Consider the following 17,480-nt stretch of genomic DNA (forward strand, 5'->3'; position numbering starts at 1 on the left):
CAAAAGAAGCGGCAACCGTACTGCCGTGAGAATCACCGGCGGCTCGGGGAGACACCGGGATCGGCAGATGTGCCGCGGACGGGTGTCGGGAGGCGGCCGCCGGAGCCCGTCAGTCCGGTCGCCCGTCGGTGACCAGCGCCGAGACGGCGGCCCTGTGCCGCTGGAGCCGCTGCTGCCCCTGGTCCAGCAGCACCACGAAGATGACCAAGGATCCCTTGATGAGGATCTGCCAGAACAGTGACACGTCCAGGATCATCAGGCCGTTGACGAGGAGACCGATGACGACGGCTCCGACGAGGGTGCCCCGTACGGTGCCGCGTCCCCCGTGCAGCGTGGCGCCGCCGAGGACGACCGCGGCGATCGCGTTGAGCTCGAACGTCTCACCGGCCTGAGGTGCCGCCACGGTCAGCTCCGAGGCGATGAGGAGACCCGCGAGCGCGGCGCAGGCGCCGGAGATCACGTAGACGACCGTCTTGACGCGGTTGATCGGGACCCCCGAGAGCTCCGCGGCCCGCTCGTTGCCGCCCGCGGCGTACAACCATCGGCCGAACGGTGTCCTGGTGAGTACCAGCATGACGGCGACGGCCAGGACGATCATGATCCAGATCGGGATCGGGATGCCGAGCGGGCGAGCGTTGCCGAGGAGGCCGAAGCCGGTGTTGCCGAGTTGGGGGTCGCCGTCCAGGTTGGTGTAGGTCGAGCCGTCGGAGATCAGCAGTGCGAGTCCCCGCGCCACGTACAGCATGCCGAATGTCGCGATGAACGGCGCCACCTCGAACCGGGTGATGAGGACACCGTTCACCAGGCCGACGAGCATGCCGACCGCGACGCAGAGCACGATCACGCCCCACACGGGCGGGTAGGCGATCACGTCGACGAACCTGAGATGGAGACCTTCGAGCAACTCGCCGGCGACGACCCCGGAGAGCCCGATGACCGAGCCGACGGACAGGTCGACGCCGCCCTTGAGGATGACCAGCAGCATGCCGAGCGCGACCACCCCGTTGACCGCGATGTGCTCGGTCATCTTGACGAGATTCGGCATCGTGAGGAACGAATCCGTCAGCATGCCGAAGAGCACGATCAGGGCCGCCAGCGCGATGAGCGCCCGGAGCTCGAACAGGCCGTTCAGCAGGGACAGGCGGCGTGCCTGGGCCGCGATCCGCTCCGGCGGGGGGCGGCCCGGAGGCGCCGGTGCGGGGGGTGTTCCCCGAGGTGTCAATTCGCACCGCCCTCGGTCCTGTCGACGGTGACGCCGTCCAGCGCGCTCATCAACTCCTCCCGGGTTATCGCGCCACGCCGGAAGTCGCCGGTGACGCCCCCGCGGGCGAGCACCAGCAGCCGGTCGGGGATGTGCAGGGCCTCCTCGGCGTCGGACGTGGTGAAGAGGACGGCCAGGCCGTGTCGTGCTCGTGCCGCCAGAAGCTCGAAGATGTCGGCCTTGGCGCCGGCATCGACGCCGCGCGAGGGCTCGTCCAGCAGCAGTACCAGGGGATCGGTCAGCAGCGCCCTGCCGATGACCACCTTCTGCTGGTCGCCGCCGCTCAACGATTCGACGGGGGCTCCGGCGTCGTCCGCCCTGAGGGCGACGTCGGAGATCATCAGATCGACGGCGTCCAGTTCGCGCTCCCGGGAGACGAACAACCGTCGGACGAACCTGTCCAGCCCGGCCAGGGAGAGGTTCTCCCCGACCGACATCGTCTGGATGAGGCCGTCGCGCCGCCGGTCCCGGGGGACAAGGACCAGGCCCCGGTCGATGCGGTCGCGGATGCTCGCGCCCTCCAGCGGGATGCCCGAGAGCAGGACGTCACCCGACTGCGAGGGGATCCGGCCGGCGAGCGCCTCCAGCAGTTCGGTCAGGCCCGAGTCCACCAGGCCGTAGATCCCCACGATCTCGCCCTCCCCGACGGTCAGGGAGAGGTCGTCGATCGCGAGATGACCGGGATTGGCCGGAGCGGCCACCGAGAGCCCGTGCAGGGTCAGCAGTTCCGCTCGTGACGGCGGTGGCTCCGCCTCGATGACCTGGGTGAGGTGTGCGAACAGGGCCTCCCGGTCGGGGCCGACCATCTGCTCCACGACCCACCGGATATCGACGGTCCTGGCGTTCGCGGTGGCGGCCGGCCGCCCGTCACGCAGTATGACGACGTCATCGGCGATCTTCAGCACCCTGTCCGGTTGATGGGAGACGTAGACGACCGCGCCTCCGCTCGCGGTCAGCTCCCTGATGGCCCGGAACAGCGCCTCGACCTCCGGAGGAGTGAGCGCCGAGGTGGGCTCATCCATGATCAGCACCCGGGCCTCCTGGAGGAGCGCCCGCGCGATCTCGATGATCTGCTGCCGGGCCGGGCTCAGGTCACCGACCAGCCGATCGGGATCCAGGTCCTCTCCCAGACTGTGCAGGATCGCCGCGCTGGTGGCCCGCTGGGAGGAGCGGTCGATCACCCAGGGGCCCCCGTAGATCTCGCGGGCCAGGAACAGATTGTCCTGGATGCTTAGATTGGGGAAGAGATTGAGTTCCTGAGGGATGATCGAGATGCCCCGGTGGGCGGCGTCGCGGGGAGACAGGAGCCTGACGGGCTCCCCGTCGAGTTCGACGTGGCCGGTGGTGGGCTGCTCGATCCCGGAGAGGATCTTCAGCAGGGTCGACGTGCCGGCCCCGTTCCTGCCGAACAGCGCGGTCACCCGACCGGCGGCGATGTCGAAGTCGACACCCCTGAGCACGTGCGTGTTCCCGTACACTTTGGTGACGTCGCGGGCGCTCAGGATTTTGGGCGCCGCGGGCTTCACGGCACCTCCTTGATCGAGACCGGGGTGATGGTCACGACGGAGGGGGTGAGGAAGTTGAAGGCACCGGCGAAGGAGATCTTCTTGCCGTTCAGGCGCGCCGGGTCCAGGTTCTTGAGCAGCTCCCCCCACAACCGGTTGTTCAGCGCGGTGGCGGCGGCGGCGTACTCCGCCTGGTTGCGGAACCGCCTGAATCCGATGCCGGCCGCGTCCCGCAGCGCCGTGCCGTTGACGGCAGGACCTACCTGCAACGAGACCCGGGTGCCCGGTGGCAGGCCCGGCACGGTCACGGGCATCAGCCCGGACTCCGCCATTCCGGCCCTGCCGGTGCCCCTGACCGCGAAATTGTAGGGGCCGTTGCCCTGCCGGACGCCGTAGCGCCTTTCGGCTGCCCTCTTGTCGGTGGTCATGGCCTTCACCAGCACGGGCAGCTCGACCGCCCTTTCCCTGATCGCGGGCACGACCTCGCTCTCGTACGTCCGCGCCCCGAAGGCGGCCGGGTCGAACCGGGTGCCCGACGCCGCGACCGACTCCGCGGAGCGGTATTGGGTGCTGAACCCGATGGCGGCCAGGAGGGCCGCCGCCAGGGCGGCGGCCACCCATCTGGCCGGGATCCGCCGACGAGGCACCTGCCCGCCGCGCGGGTGTGCCGCAACCGGGGTGCTCATCACAAACCTCCAGCTTGGGAGGATGTCAAGACCCGTATACCCGTTCGTGTGGCTTCCACTGAATCCGCCCTGAACGGGAGCCGATCGAGCTGCCGGAACCCTCGCGCGTTCTGTTCCGCGGTGGCCACGACACCGTGCGGATCCCGGCGGAGGTCGGCTACTCACCGTGACCCCCATGCGCCACACCCCGTCTGTTGTTTGAAACTTCACCGATGTACGGTGTCGTTTGCTGTGGGATAGATGGGAATTTGTGTCCGTTTCGCCGACTCGCTCGCGCACTATGGTCTCTGTTCGTAGGATCTATGCCGAACCTTGACCAAGGCAGGTAAGCCTTAAGGACCGGTGCGAGCCGGTCGATGGATCTGGAATGGGGAGAGACTGTGCTGAAGTCCAAGACGCGGCGGCGCGTCGCGGTCAAGACAGCCGCGATCGCCGCGGTGGGCGCGGGCGTTCTTTTCGGCGCGGTCCCTGCGGTCGCCTCCATGTACGCCAACCCCAACCCGGTCAGCTACGCCTGCACGCTCGGCGGCGTGTCGTCACCGTCGGCGACGTACACCTTCCAGATGGATCTCAGCGGCCCGGCGGCGGCGGCGACCAACTCGCCCCTGGTGGCGACCTGGAAGATCGCTCATCCCGCCGCGGGGCCCACCGTCACCCCGACCGCGCAGGCCCCGGCGGGCGCGCGTGTCGTCATCGACGCGGAGGTGCAGATCGAAGCCACTCCCTCGTCGGTCCTGGCGCTTCCCTCCGAGCTCCGCTCGCTCGCGGTCACCGCCGCTCCTCCGGCCGCCGGGCAGCCGATCACCGCACCTCCCCTGCTCGTCACGGTGACCCCCAGTGCGACCGGCGTGGTGGCCTTCCAGCCGGGCCCGTTCACCCTGTACCTGGACCCCGGCACGGGGACCAACGAGGCCGAGCTGCTCAATTGTGGTACTCCTCTCAACCCGGCCGAGGCCAGCGTCGCCGCGCTGCGGGTGACCGTGGGAACGGGTTCCCCGAGTACGAGTCCGAGTCCGAGCGCGAGTCCGAGTCCGAGTGCGAGCCCCAGCCCGAGTGCGACCGCGAGTCCGAGCGCCACTCCCAAGCCGACGGTCACCGTCACCAAGACCAAGACCTCCGAGCCGGAAAAGCCCTCCTCCGACGGGCAGATCGACGAGACCCCCAACGGAGGGGCCGCCACGGGCGGTGGCGGGGACGCCGGCCCCGACGCCCGAATGATCATGCTCAGCGGTGTGCTGATGGTGGCGTTCGCCGGGATCGGCGGCATGGTGCTGCGGCGTCGCACCGCGGGCCGAGGCTGATCGGGGTGGCCGGATGAGCACCCCCCCGCCGGGCGGTCAACACCCCGGGCACGTGCCCCACTACCGGCCGGTCCCGGTCCAGCCGCAGTATCCGCACCCGTTCCAGCAGCAGCACGGCCAGCCCTACGGGGAGCCGTACGAGGAGTGGCCGCGACGGGGACACCCCGACGGGCATCTCGACGGGCATTTCGACGGGCATTTCGACGGGCATTTCGACGGTGGGCGGGTGATGCGGTCGGTGCTCATCCTGGCCGGGATCGCCGGGGTGGTCACGGTGCTGGTGGGCATGCTCTACGTGCTGGCCGCGCCGGAGGAGTACGGCATGGGCGAGCGCACCACGCTGCCCCCCAGAAATCAGGCCGCGGCGGCGCCGGTGAACCCGTACTTCCAGGCGCCCCCGACCGCGCCGCCGCCCCAGCCCAGCCTGCCTGCGGCCCCGGCCATGCAGCCCTCCAGTCCGGTCCGCCTGGTCATCCCGCGGCTCGGCGTCAACGCGCCGATCAGATCCGTCGGGCTCGACGGCAAGGGCGCGATCGAGGTGCCGCCGGTCGACAAACCAAACCTGGTCGGCTGGTATCGCTCGGGACCCACGCCCGGCGAGGCCGGTCCCGCGATCATGCTCGGACACAAGGACACCCGCTCGGGGAGCGCGGTCTTCAGCCGCCTCGACGAGATCCGCAACGGTGACGTCATCGAGGTGCACAGAAAGGACGGCGTCATCGCCGTCTACACCGTCGGCGGGCTGGAGCAGGCGGACAAGTCGGTGTTCCCGACGCAGCGGGTGTACGGCGAGTCGCCGAACCCGCAGCTGCACCTGATCACCTGTGGCGGCACCTATGACCGCGCGACCGGTCATTACACGGACAATGTCATCGCCTACGCGACCATGACGAGCACCAGGATGGCCTGAGCGGCACCGCCCAGGTCAGCGCAGCGCTCCTGATATTTCGTAAAAGGGCGGGAGTGTCCTCTCGGTGGAGAGGTGACCCCCGGATAGGGCGTGGACAAAAGTTCTGTTGTAACCTCCTACTGACCGAATGATGCTCGGTTTCGCAGGCAGCTCGGTTCACACGCAGGAGGCACTGTGGCAGAGGCGTACATCGTCGGGGCGGTCCGCACCCCGGTCGGCAAGAAGAAGGGCGGTCTGTCCACCGTCCACCCCACCGATCTGGCCGCGCACACCCTCGGAGCGCTCATCGAGCGTACGGGTGTCGACCCGTCGGCGGTCGAAGACGTGATCATGGGCTGTGTCATGCAGTTCGGCCCGCAGAGCATGGACATCGCGCGCAACGCGTGGCTGTCCGCAGGTCTGCCGGAGAGCGTCGCCGGTGTGACCATCGACCGTCAGTGCGGCTCCTCCCAGCAGTCGATCCACTTCGCGGCCCAGGGCGTGCTCTCCGGTACTCAGGACCTCGTCGTGGCCGCCGGGGTGGAGTCCATGAGCATCGTGCCGATGGGGTCGAGCATCAGCGCGGCGCTGGAGAAGGGCATGCCCTTCCCCTTCGGCGAAAAGTGGGTCGAGCGGTACGGCAAGCAGGAGATCTCCCAGTTCCGCGGCGCGGAGCTGATGTGCGAGAAGTGGAATCTCAAGCGCGATCAGCTGGAGCAGTTCGCGTACGAGAGCCACCAGCGGGCGGCCAAGGCCGTCGCGAACGGCTACTTCAAGGACCAGATCGCCCCGCTCAACGGTGTCGAGGACGACGAGGGCCCGCGCCCGGACACCACGCTGGAGAAGATGGCGTCGCTGAAGACGCTGCGGGACGGCGGGCAGATCACGGCCGCCACCTCCTCGCAGATCTCCGACGGCTCCGGAGCGATCCTGATCGCCTCCGAGCAGGCGGTCCGCGACCACAACCTGACCCCCAGGGCGCGCATCGTCACCCTGGCGCTGACCGGCGACGACCCGGTCTACATGCTGACCGCGCCGATCCCGGCGACGCAGAAGGCGCTGAAGAAGGCGGGCCTGTCCATCGAGGACATCGACGTCACCGAGATCAACGAGGCGTTCGCCCCGGTCCCGCTGGCCTGGATCAACGATCTCGGCGCCGACCCGGCCAAGGTCAACCCGAACGGCGGCGCGATCGCCCTGGGCCACCCACTGGGCGGCACCGGCGCGATCCTGATGACCAAGCTCCTGCACGAGCTTGAGCGGACCGGTGGCCGGTACGGGCTACAGACGATGTGCGAGGGCGGCGGCCAGGCCAACGTCACGATCATCGAGCGTCTGTGACGCCGGTGCCCGCGGCCTCGAACCGCGAGGCACCGTGAGAGATGGGAAAGCCCCGGTCGGTGGACCGGGGCTTTTCCGTAGGTCAGCGACCACCCTTGCCGGGGATCCGGCGCGGCTGCCGGGTGGGCCTCATCGGCGTGGCCGGCATCGGCAGCCGCCGGGGCGCCGCGGGCACGACATGCTCGGGCAGCGGGGTGCGGGTCTTGGTGGTCTTGGTGGTCTTGGACTTGCCACTGCGCTTGCGGGCGGCATGAATTCGCATATGGACTCCTTGAGGAAAGTGACGACGCGGCGAGATCCCGGGTCGGACAACTCAGCTGCCGCGTCAGATGAACGGGGCTGAAACGCTGAGTGCGGGCGGATCAGCGAAGGCTGATCGACGCCGGCTCTTAGGAGTTGATCCACATGTGAATGACCTTACGGCGCCCCTGCCGAGGCGTGCAACCGATTTGTTCGCGCCCCCCGGCCGTCACGCCGCGCAGGGCACCGCGATGGCCACGGGGGAGGGGACGGCGCGGGCGGAGGTCACTTCGGCACGCGGGCGACGCAGAAGACGGTCTGCCCGAACGGCGGGCGGACGAAGCGCTCGATGAGGCGGGTGAGGGGTACCACGGTGCGGTCGTAGATCTTGACCAGGCGGGGGTCGGGGTAGCCGACACCGCCGCGGCGGACCGCGGCCCACCAGGCGATGCCGCCCAGGAAGTTGATCGGCTTGAGCACGTCGATGTCCAGGCCCGCACGAGAGACCGTGCTGCGCAGGGTGGCCGGGGTGTAGCGGGTGACGTGGCCGACCTTGCGGTCGAAGTCCCCGTAAAGCTGCATGTAGCCCGGAACCCAGATGATGATCCGGCCGCCGGGGAGGGTGACCTTGGCGAGCGACCGCAGGGCCTCGACGTCCTCCTCGATGTGCTCCAGGACGTTCATCATCACGACGGTGTCGACCTTCTCGCCGATGGGGATCTCGGTCGGCAGGCCGAACTGGAGCACGTCGATGTCGTCGCGGCCCTCGAAGCGCTTCTGCAGCTGCTCCACGCAGTAGGGGTCGAAGTCGCTGACCACCAGCCGGTCGAGGCGGGGCAGGAACTGCTCGGCGAAGTGGCCAAGCCCGGAACCGATCTCCAGCATGGACCGGCCCACGTGTGGGGCGACCATGTCGAGCTCGTACTGCCGGTAATTCCTGGCCTCGTCCCCACCAAGGTGGTTCTCCAGGGCCTCGTCACCGGCCGCGGGTTGCACTACGCGGTCATACCCAGACATGCGGTTCCGTCCAGCTCGGTTAAGGAAAGGCCGCGGCGACAGGCCGCGGCCAGGGACAGCCAGAGTCTAATGGCGCTTCCCTCAAGGCGGCCCCGCAAACGATCCACGGGCGGTGCCGCCGGGAGCCGCGCCCGGGGGGATCGGCCTCCGGGCGGGCTCGCCCCCCCGATTACCGGCTCCGCCGAATCAGTTATAAAGCACCTGCATTTCCGCGTTTCACGCCGTACGGGGGAAGTTCGACCTCGATACGGCGGTGAGATTTGCACCGGGGGACAAGGAAATCCCCCTGGGGAATCACCGGCCGACCGGTCCGTGATTTGGGAGGAGTGCTATTCCCGGTAAGTGGAGAAGGAGCGCGAACCGATGGAACAGGTCCAATGGTGGCGGGGGAACCTGCCCGCGGAGACGGATGGCTTCATCGGCCGGGAAGGCGAGGTGCGGCGGCTGCTGAAGCTGCTGGCCGACACACCGCTGACCACGGTCACCGGTGTCGGCGGCATCGGCAAGTCACGGATCGCGATCAGGGCCGCACGCCGGTGGCACGAGCACCACCCGGACGGCACGTGGCTGGTGGAACTGTCCGGCGAGCGCGACGGTGACCTGCTCGCCCACACGGTCGCGGCGGTCCTCGGCATCCCCGAGCGGTCCGTGCGGACGCAGGACGAGACGCTCGTCGAGTTTCTCGCGGGCAGGAGGCTCCTGCTGCTCCTCGACAACTGCGAGCACCTCCTGCCCGCCTGCCGCGACCTCGTCGCCCAGATCCTGGCGGCGGCGCCGGGGGTGCGGATCATCGCGACCTCCCGCCGGCCGCTCGGACTGCCGCAGGAGGCGTTGCTGCCCGTCGGACCCTTCGACGCGCCGTGGCCGCAGGAGGAGAGGACGATGGGGAACGACGCGCTCCGCCTCCTCCTCGACCGGGCCGCCGCCGCGGCGCCCGGCCTGGAGACGACCGAGACCGGCCTGGCGGCCGCGGCCAGGATCTGCCGGCGGCTGGACGGTGTCCCGCTCGCCGTCGAGCTGGCCGCCGGACGGCTGGGGGACATGCCGGTGGAGCGGCTCGCCGACCACCTGGAGAGCCGGTTCGAGACCCCGCCCGACAGCCGGGCGCCGGTGCCCCGCCACCAGACCGTACGCGCCGCGATCAGGTGGAGCCACGAGCTCTGCGGCCCCGGGGAACGCCTGCTCTGGGCCAGGCTCTCGGTCTTCGCGGGAAACTTCGACGCGGCCGACGCCGAGCGGGTGTGCGGCGACGAGCACCTGAGGGACGTACCGGACCTGCTGGAAAGCCTGGTGCGGAGGTTCCTCCTGGTCCGGGTTCCCGGCGGCTACCGTCAGCCGGTCACGGTCAGGGAGTACGGCAGGGAGCGGCTCGCCCTGCTCGGGGACGAGGCCAGGCTGGCGCGGCGGCACCGCCACCACTACCTCGACCTGGCACGTAGGGCCGAGACCGGCTGGTACGGCCCCGGACAGGAGGAGTGGGCCGCCCGCCTCGCCTTCGCCATGACCGACCTGCGTCTCGCCCTCGACCCCGCCTCCCCGGTGTCCGTCGAGCTCGCCGGCACGCTCTGGATCCTCTGGTTCTGCCTGGGCCGGTTGAACGAGGGCCGCCACCACATGGCACGCGCGCTCGAATCGGCCTCCGTCACCGACCCTCACCTGCCCAGACTCCTGTGGGCCGACGGTTGCGCGGCCATCGCCAGGGGCGAGCTGGAGCCGGGTCGCCGCAGGGCCGAGGCGGCGCTGTCCGCGGCCCTCGACTGGGGCGACTACGCGGCGGCCGGGCACGCCCAGCTCCGGCTGGCCAGCCGTGCCCTGTGCGCCGGCGCCCTCGACGAGGTCGAGCCGTGCGTCGAGCGCGTGCGCGAGTACTTCCGCAGGGCGGAGGCCGACACGGTCGGCGAACCCTTCGCCCTGGTGACCATGGCCATGGCGGTCACCTGGCGCGGCGAGTTCGACAGGGCCGTCTCGGTGCTCAAGGAGGTGCAGCGGCTCTGTGACGCGCACGGCGAGCGCTGGGCCCGCGCCTGCGGCGACTACGTCCTGTCCATCGCCCAGCTGGGGCTCGGCAGGGTGCGCGAGGCGACGGAGGCCGCCCGGCAGTCGCTCGACGTCAAGTGGCGCCTGCGCGACGCCGCCGGTGTGGCGCTGGCCGTCGACCAGCTCGCGGTGATCGCCGCGGTCGAGGGCGACGGCCGCCGCACGGCCAGGCTCCAGGGGGCGGTGGTACGGCTGCGGGCCACCTTCGGGCTGCGGGGCCTCGGCTCGGCGGGCATGTCCGAGCCGAGAACCGTCGCCGAGCGGACGGCCAGGCAACTGCTCGGTGACGAGACCTACGACGCGATCTTCGCCGAGGGCTACGAGACCGACCCGGACGCGGCGGTCGCCTACGCCCTCCACTGAGCAAGCTCGCCCGAGGGCTTTCGCGGGAGGGTCCGAATGCGGTGAAATCTCTCAGACATCTGCGAAGGAGCCCCCCGACGGACGACGACGAGGCGATCACCCGATCGCTGGCAGGTGACCTGGACGCCTACGAGGTCCTGGTCGCCGGCTACAGCGTGCTCGCGCACCGCACCGCGGCCATGCTCGGAGCCGCCGACGAGGCCGAGGACGTGGTCCAGGAGGCGTTCGTCAAGGCGTACCGCAACCTGAGGTCCTTCCGCCGCGGCGCGCCGTTCCGCCCCTGGTTGCTGCGGATCGTGGCGAACGAGACGCACAACCTGACCCGCTCCCGGGGCCGCAGGGACAGGCTGGCCACGCGGCTCACCGAGGCCGTTCCGTCGGTGGGTGAGGGCCCCGAGGAGGCGGCCGTCTCCACCGACCGGCGGGCGCGGCTCCTCGACGCGGTGCGTACGCTGCCCGAGCGGGAACGCGAGACCGTCGTCTGTCGGTATCTCCTTCAGCTGTCGGAGGCCGAGACCGCCCAGGTGCTCGATCTTCCCGTCGGCACCGTCAAGTCGCGGACCTCCCGTGGCCTGGCCCGTCTGCGCGAGGAGGTGGCACGTGACCTCATCTGACGACCTTGAGGCCAGGCTTCTCGACCTCGGCGAGTCCCTCGACGTCCCCTCCCCGCACCCCGCCGAGGTCGCGCGGGCCGTACGGGCCCGCCTGGAGGTGCCCGCCCCCGAGGCGCCCGCGGTCACGGGTGGCCGGGGAGTGCTCCGGCGGGGGTGGGGGGCGCTGCGGGCCGGTGGGCGGGCGCGGAGGCGGGCGGCGGTCGCCGCCGTCGCGATCCTCGTCGCGCTGCTCCTGGGGGCGACGCCCGCGGGAAGGGCGGCGGTCGCGGAGATCCTGCGCTTCGCGGGCGTCGAGCTCAGGATCGGCGACCCCGGGCCCCTGCCCTCCTGGGCGCCCCAGCCACTGCCGGGCGAGCGGCGGGTCACCCTGGAGCAGGCCGGACGGCAGGCGGCGTTCCCGATCGCCGTCCCCGCCGCGCTCGGCGAGCCCGCCGAGGTCAGGGTGGGCGACGGCGGCCGGGTGGTCTCGTTGCTCTGGCCCGGCCTCAGGCTGGACGAGTACGACGGTAGCCTCCTGCTCGTCTTCCGCAAGGAGCTGGGACCGCCCTGGCCGCTGGAGACCCGGGTGGGTGACGCGGAGGCGCAGTGGATCCCGGCCCCACACGGCCTGACCTACCTGCCCCGGCGCGGCGGCGCGGCCGAGGCCCGCCCCCGCGCGGCCGGGCCCACCCTCATCTGGCAGCGCGGGCAGGTCGGCCTGCGCCTGGAGGGGGCCGGAGACATCGGCCGCGCCCTGGAGATCGCCCGCTCAGTCCGCTGAGGCCAGCCAGTCGTCGATCCCCTGGAGGAGCTTCTTGCGCACCGCCTCCGGTGCCGCCGACGCCCGTATCGACTGGCGGGCCAGCTCGGCCAGCTCCGGGTCGGAGAAGCCGTACACCTGCCTGGCGAGCTCGTACTGGGGCAGCAGCCTGGCGCCGAACAACAGTGGGTCGTCGGCGCCCAGTGCGATCGGCACCCCCGCCTCGAACAGGCGCCGCAACGGCACGTCCTCGGCCCGCTCGGCCACCCCGAGACCGACGTTGGAGGTCGGGCAGACCTCGCACGTGATCCCCCGGGCGGCGAGGCGCTCCATGAGCTGTGGCGACTCGGCCGCCCGCACCCCGTGCCCGACCCGGTCGGCGTCCAGCACGTCGACGCACTCGGCCACGCTGGCGGCGCCCAGCAGCTCCCCGCCGTGCGGCACGGCCAGCAGCCCCGCACGCTTGGCCAGCCGGAAGGCCCCGTCGAAGTCACGGGCCCGGCCGCGCCGCTCGTCGTTGGAGAGCCCGAACCCGATCACGCCCTGGTCCATGTAGTGCGTGGCGAGGCGGGCGAGGGTCTTGGCGTCGAGGGGGTGGCGGGTGCGGTTGGCGGCCACCACGACCGCGATCCCTATTCCCGCGTGGTCGGCGGCCCTGCGCGTCGCGTCGAGCATCAGCTCCATGGCCGAGGTGAGCCCGCCGAACCTCGACGCGTACCCGGACGGGTCGATCTGGATCTCCAGCCAGGCCGACCCCTCGGCCGCCTCGTCCTCGGCCGCCTCGCGCAGCAGCCGGTAGACGTCGTTCTCCCGCTGCAGGACGGAGCGCGCGATGTCGTACAGCCGCTGGAAACGGAACCAGCCCCGCTCGTCGGTGGCGCGCAGCCGAGGTGGCCAGTCCTCCTCAAGCGCGTCGGGAAGGTGTAAGCCGTGTTCGCGAGCCAGCTCGACGAGGGTCGAGTGCCGCATGGAGCCGGTGAAGTGCAGGTGCAGGTGCGCCTTGGGCAGTTCGCTGAGGGGACGTGGCATTTCAATAGAGTGCCGTACCTCCGGTGACCCCCGGTGTTCTTTGGTCCCGACCTGACGGTCCGCTCGCGCGCCGCAGAGGGCGAAAGGGGACCTATATGGCGGAAGGCGACGAGGAGGCTATTTCGGGGCGGGTGTGGCCGGCTTCCGGAAGTGCCCGTCCTTATCGCATCCCCCGTTATATCGAGGAAATCTAGGAAACGGGCTTTCAGTGGACCATGTCTCCGTGCGACGGTAGATGCACACGTTGTCAGGACGCTGGGGCTGCCATGAAAGCGGATGTCTTCGTCGGCAGGGAGACCGAACTCGCCGACGTCTCCGCACTGCTCGAAAGGGTGCGGCACGTCACGCTGACCGGTCCGGCCGGAGCCGGGAAGACCTGCGTCGCCCTGCGGCTGGCCCGCATCCTCGAACCCCGGTTCCCGGACGGCGTCCACGTCGTGGAGCTGTCGGAGGCGCCCGGCGACCTCGACTCCCTGGCCGAGACGTTCGCCGACGCGATCGGCGTCCGCCGGAGGCCGGGCGTTCCCGCGCTGCGGGCGCTGGTCGACGAGCTCGTCACACGCCGGGTCCTGCTCGTCCTCGACACCTGCGACCGCGTCGTCGGCGTCACGGGCATCCTGGTCGGCCTGCTGTTGCGCTCGGTCGAGGGACTACGTGTCCTGGCCACCAGCAGGCAGCGGCTGGGCCTGCCCGGCGAGCACCTCTACCCGGTCGGCGGTCTGCCCGACGCCGACGCCGTCAGCCTGATCGACACCCTCACCGCCGGTCTGATCGGCGGCCCCGACGCGACCGAGCTCTGCGGGCGCCTCGACAACCTGCCGCTGGCGATCAGGCTCGCCGTGGCCGGAGGCGGCCCCGGGATCCTCGACGGGCTGGTCACCCTCGACGGCCGCCCGCTCTCCACGGCCGGGCTCGCCGCCTTCGACGGCCGGATGGCCTCACCCGACGAACTCGCCGCGGCCTTCGAGAGCCGTACGGCCCCCTCAGCCGGTCGCGAGACCCACGGTGAAGGGCACGACGCGGAACCGCACCGGCTCCCCTCCGCTCCCCGGCGGCACAGCTCCATGCGCGTCGCCCTCGGCTGGAGCCATGAACTCTGCACCCCGCCGGAACGCCTGCTGTGGGCACGGGCCTCGGTCTTCGCCGGTACCTTCGACATCGAGGCCGCCGAGGAGGTCTGCGCCGGCGGTGTCCTCGCCGCCAAGGACATCCTCGACGGCCTGCTGGGTCTGCTCGACAAGTCCGTCCTGGTCCGCGAGGAGGGCGAGAACGGGGTCCGCTACCGCCTGCTCAACACGGTCCGCGAGTTCGGCCTAGTCTGGCTCGACCGGCTCGGCGAGACCGAGGAGATCCAGCGCCGCCACCGTGATCACTTCCTCGCCCTGTCCGCCCGCGCCGAGATGAGCTGGCAGGGCCGCCAGCTCGAGTGGTACCGCAGGCTGGTCCTCGAATGCGGCAACATGCGCGGTGCCATCGAATACTGCTACTCCCGGCCGCAGGAGTACCGCCGCGGTCTCGACCTGGTCGGCAACCTGTGGTTCCTGTGGGCGTGCTGCGGCATGCAGGCACCCGGCGACGACCTCCTCCAGCGCGGTCTCGACCTCGACCGCACGGTCAGTCCCGAGCGGGTCAAGGCGCTCTGGGTGCACGCCTGGGTCTCGATCCAGCGCGGCGACCTCGAACGCGCCGAGCGCATCCTCACCGAGTGCGCGGCCGAGGACGCCAACGGCTACGCCACGGCCTACGTCAGCCAGTTCCAGGCCCACCTGGCCGTCGTCAGGGGCGACGTGGGCGAGGCCCTGCGGCTCATCAAGCACGCCCGGGTGCGCCACCGCTCCACCGGCAACGTCTTCCCCGGCTTCCTGCCCACCTACACGGTGGTCGCCACCGCCATGATGCTCGCCGGCCACCACGGCCAGGCCGTGTCCATCCTGCGGGAGGGACGTGAGCTCTGCGAGTCCTGCGGCGACTACTGGACCCTCATCCGCCTCGACCTCCTCCTGGGCCAGGCCGAGCACCTCCTCGGCAACCCCGCGTCCGCCGCGGAGTCCGCCCGCGGCTCCCTGCGCGGCGGCCGCCTGTTCGGCGACACCATCTCGCTGATGGAGGCGCTGGAGGTGTTCGTCGTGATCGCCGAGTCATCCGCCGACGACACCTTCGCCGCCGTCATGTTCGGGGCCTCCCGCGCCGCCTGGAAGAACGCCGGGGTGCCGCCCAGCCGCTCACCCATGATCGCGAGCCTGATCCGTACGTCCGAGCTGAGGCTGCGCGGGCGCCTGGGCAGGGCGCAGTTCGACCGGCTGGAGGAGCAAGGAGGTTCGATCAGCCTGCGCGACGCGGTGGAACACGCGATCCAGGGGAATCTTTCTTGACGCCGCGCGGCAACCTGCCGGTCGCGATGAACAGTTTCTTCGGACGCGCCGCCGAGCTTGACGAGATCACGAAACTCCTCACCGGAACGCGCCTGCTCACCCTGCACGGCGCCGGTGGTGTCGGCAAGACGCGCCTCGCCCTCCAGGCGGCGCGGAGCGTCCGCGACGACTACCCCGACGGCGTCTGGGTGGCCGAACTCTCCTCGGAGACGGACGGCGACCTGCTCGCCGGCAGCGTCGCCGGGATGTTCGGCCTGCGCGTGAGGGCCGGACGCCCGGCCCTCACGTCCCTCGTCGAGTTCCTCGCCGACCGGCGGCTCCTGCTCGTCCTGGACACCTGCGAGCACCTCGTCGATCCCTGTGCCACCATGGTCACGGCCATCCTGACCGGCGCGCCCGATGTCCGGATCATCGTGACCAGCCGCCAGGAGCTCTGCCTGCCGTACGAGGTCGTCATGGGCGTCGATCCCTTTCCCGTCCCCCCGCCCGAGGCCGCCGACCTCGCGGGGTACGACGTGATGAGCCTCTTTCTGGACCGCGCGACGGCCGTCGCCCCCGGATTGCGCACGGACGAGCGGGCCATGATGGCCGTCGCCAGACTCTGCCGGAGGCTCGACGGTGTCCCGCTCGCCATCGAGCTGGCGGCCGGTCACGCGCGTGGCCTGTCGGCGATCCAGCTCGCCGACCAGCCCGAAGACCGCTTCAAGCTGCCGGCCGACGGCGAGGGGATCCTCGTACGCCACCACACGCTGCGCACCGCGGCCGGCTGGAGCCACGAGCTCTGCACGCCCGCGGAACGCCTGCTCTGGGCCCGCCTGTCGGTCTTCGCGGGCACCTTCGACGAGGAGTCGGCACGCGGCGTCTGCGAGGACGAGTGCCTGCCCGACGTGGCCGGCGTGCTCGCCGTACTCGTGACCAAGTCCGTCGTCGCCCGCGTGGGTGATCGCTACCGCCTGCTCGACACCATCAGGGACTACGGGCGCGACTGGCTCGACGAGCTGGGCGAGGGCGCCCTGATGCGCCGCCGCCACCGTGATCACTACCTGGCCGCCGCCCACCGCATGGACGCCCAGTGGTGCGGCCCCCGCCAGCTCGAATGGGCCTGCTGGGCGCGCGGGGAACTGTCCAACATCCGCGCGGCACTCGACCGCTGCCTCGCGGGCGGCGACCACCGCACCGCCCTGGAGCTGGCCGGAGCCCTGTGGGTTCTCTGGTGTCACCTGGGCCTCGTCCGGGAGGGCCGCCACTACCTCGACCGCGCGCTGGCCGCCGTCCCGGCCCCGGACCGAGCCAGGTCAAGACCGCTCTGGGTCGCCGCCCACCTCGCGCTCCTCGCGGGCGACATACCCCTGGCGCGCAGGCGGGCCAGGGAGAGCGCCGAGAGCGCCCGGCGCCACGGCGACGGCGAGACCGAGGCCCACGCCCACCTCCGCCTCGCCGGGGCCTGCCTGCTCACCGGCGACCTGGAGGGCGCGCGGGGGTACGCGCTGCGCGGAGCCGCCGGGTTACGGCAGGCCGAGCCCGGCTCGTCAGGCCTGTTCTCCGTTCCCCTCCTCCTGGCCATGGCCGCCACGTTCGGCGGCGACTTCGACAGGGCGGTGGAGATCCTGCGCGAGACGCGCCGGTACTGCGAGGCGCGTGGAGAGCTCTCCCAGCGAGCCCTGAGCGACTACATCCGCTCTCTGGCCCTGCTGGGCCGGGGGGAGGTCGCCGAGGCCTCAGCCGCGGCCAGGGCGGCGCTGGAGGTCAACTGGCGGCTGCGAGACGTGGTCGGCGGCGCGCTCGCCATCGACCAGCTCGCCCGGATCGCCGCGGCCGCGGGTGACGGCTCCCGCGCAGCCTGGCTCCTCGGCGCCGCGCAGCGCATCTGGATCACCTTCGGGCTGCCCGGCCTGGGGGCCGACACCATGACCGGGCTCCGCGAGGCCGCCGCGGCCCACGCCGAGGGGCTGATCGGAGAGACCGCCTACGCGCTGGCCTTCGCCGAGGGGGCGGCCTCCCACTTCGAGTCCGCGGTGACCTACGCCCTGCGCGGCTGAGCCGGGCTCATCCGGCGGGCACGGAGGCCGTCCGCCCGCCACCCCGC

At 71.1% G+C, this 17,480-nt stretch carries 14 protein-coding genes; 8 read left to right on the top strand and 6 right to left on the bottom strand.

Going from position 1 to position 17,480, the window contains the following annotated elements:
- Nucleotides 1-109: 109 nt before the first annotated feature.
- From ACQP0P_RS06960 to ACQP0P_RS06970, 3 genes are read right to left on the bottom strand one after another with little or no spacing between them, the layout of a single operon-like run.
- Nucleotides 110-1,222 (bottom strand): ABC transporter permease, encoded by a 1,113-nt coding sequence (locus ACQP0P_RS06960; protein ID WP_433372486.1) that lies wholly within the window; start codon nt 1,220-1,222, stop codon nt 110-112.
- Nucleotides 1,219-2,787: a sugar ABC transporter ATP-binding protein gene (locus ACQP0P_RS06965; RefSeq protein ID WP_433372489.1), complete on the bottom strand. Its 1,569-nt coding sequence runs from the start codon at nt 2,785-2,787 to the stop codon at nt 1,219-1,221. The genes ACQP0P_RS06960 and ACQP0P_RS06965 overlap by 4 nt, the downstream gene beginning before the upstream one ends.
- Complete coding sequence (locus ACQP0P_RS06970) at nt 2,784-3,452, bottom strand: DUF2291 family protein (protein ID WP_433372492.1); 669 nt, start codon at nt 3,450-3,452, stop codon at nt 2,784-2,786. Before ACQP0P_RS06970 ends, ACQP0P_RS06965 begins: the two co-directional genes overlap by 4 nt.
- 380 nt (nt 3,453-3,832) lie before the next feature.
- On the opposite strand from ACQP0P_RS06970, the gene ACQP0P_RS06975 reads away from it, so the two are divergent.
- From ACQP0P_RS06975 to ACQP0P_RS06985, 3 genes are all read left to right on the top strand, one after another.
- Nucleotides 3,833-4,753 (top strand): hypothetical protein, encoded by a 921-nt coding sequence (locus tag ACQP0P_RS06975; RefSeq protein ID WP_433372495.1) that lies wholly within the window; start codon nt 3,833-3,835, stop codon nt 4,751-4,753.
- A gap of 13 nt (nt 4,754-4,766) precedes the next feature.
- Nucleotides 4,767-5,663, top strand: a complete 897-nt coding sequence (locus ACQP0P_RS06980; RefSeq protein ID WP_433372498.1) for a class F sortase — start codon at nt 4,767-4,769, stop codon at nt 5,661-5,663.
- Between the two features lie 174 nt (nt 5,664-5,837).
- Nucleotides 5,838-6,983: an acetyl-CoA C-acetyltransferase gene (locus tag ACQP0P_RS06985; RefSeq protein WP_433372501.1), complete on the top strand. Its 1,146-nt coding sequence runs from the start codon at nt 5,838-5,840 to the stop codon at nt 6,981-6,983.
- Between the two features lie 82 nt (nt 6,984-7,065).
- Here the strand turns inward: ACQP0P_RS06985 and ACQP0P_RS06990 are convergent, their stop codons facing one another.
- Both ACQP0P_RS06990 and ACQP0P_RS06995 read right to left on the bottom strand, forming a co-directional pair.
- On the bottom strand, nt 7,066-7,245 hold the full coding sequence (locus ACQP0P_RS06990; protein ID WP_433372504.1) for a hypothetical protein: 180 nt from the start codon (nt 7,243-7,245) through the stop codon (nt 7,066-7,068).
- Between the two features lie 263 nt (nt 7,246-7,508).
- Entirely contained in the window at nt 7,509-8,219 is a 711-nt protein-coding gene (locus ACQP0P_RS06995; RefSeq protein WP_350911335.1) for a class I SAM-dependent methyltransferase, read from the bottom strand.
- Nucleotides 8,220-8,603: 384 nt separating this feature from the next.
- Between ACQP0P_RS06995 and ACQP0P_RS07000 the strand changes: the two genes are divergently transcribed.
- The 3 genes from ACQP0P_RS07000 to ACQP0P_RS07010 are packed head-to-tail and all read left to right on the top strand — an operon-like array spanning nt 8,604 to nt 12,014.
- The gene (locus ACQP0P_RS07000) at nt 8,604-10,640 is read left to right on the top strand and encodes an ATP-binding protein (RefSeq protein ID WP_433372508.1); all 2,037 of its coding nucleotides are present in this window, start codon (nt 8,604-8,606) and stop codon (nt 10,638-10,640) included.
- Nucleotides 10,641-10,681: 41 nt separating this feature from the next.
- A complete protein-coding gene (locus tag ACQP0P_RS07005; RefSeq protein ID WP_433372511.1) occupies nt 10,682-11,254 on the top strand; it encodes an RNA polymerase sigma factor in 573 nt (190 codons plus the stop codon).
- Nucleotides 11,241-12,014, top strand: coding sequence for a hypothetical protein (locus ACQP0P_RS07010; RefSeq protein ID WP_433372514.1), 774 nt, complete (start codon nt 11,241-11,243; stop codon nt 12,012-12,014). The genes ACQP0P_RS07005 and ACQP0P_RS07010 overlap by 14 nt, the downstream gene beginning before the upstream one ends.
- Here the strand turns inward: ACQP0P_RS07010 and ACQP0P_RS07015 are convergent.
- Nucleotides 12,003-13,022 carry an adenosine deaminase gene (locus ACQP0P_RS07015; RefSeq protein ID WP_433372517.1) on the bottom strand — a complete coding sequence of 340 codons (1,020 nt, stop codon included), beginning with the start codon at nt 13,020-13,022 and terminating at the stop codon, nt 12,003-12,005. The genes ACQP0P_RS07010 and ACQP0P_RS07015 overlap by 12 nt on opposite strands.
- A 266-nt stretch (nt 13,023-13,288) precedes the next feature.
- Here ACQP0P_RS07015 and ACQP0P_RS07020 point away from each other — a divergent pair, with 266 nt between their 5' ends.
- Together ACQP0P_RS07020 and ACQP0P_RS07025 are read left to right on the top strand one after the other, a co-directional pair.
- Nucleotides 13,289-15,394, top strand: coding sequence for an ATP-binding protein (locus tag ACQP0P_RS07020; RefSeq protein ID WP_433372520.1), 2,106 nt, complete (start codon nt 13,289-13,291; stop codon nt 15,392-15,394).
- The gene (locus tag ACQP0P_RS07025) at nt 15,391-17,433 is read left to right on the top strand and encodes an ATP-binding protein (RefSeq protein ID WP_433372523.1); all 2,043 of its coding nucleotides are present in this window, start codon (nt 15,391-15,393) and stop codon (nt 17,431-17,433) included. Before ACQP0P_RS07020 ends, ACQP0P_RS07025 begins: the two co-directional genes overlap by 4 nt.
- Nucleotides 17,434-17,480 lie beyond the last annotated feature (47 nt).

The sequence above is a fragment of the Streptosporangium sp. CA-115845 genome (assembly GCF_050943795.1).
GTDB lineage: Bacteria > Actinomycetota > Actinomycetes > Streptosporangiales > Streptosporangiaceae > Streptosporangium.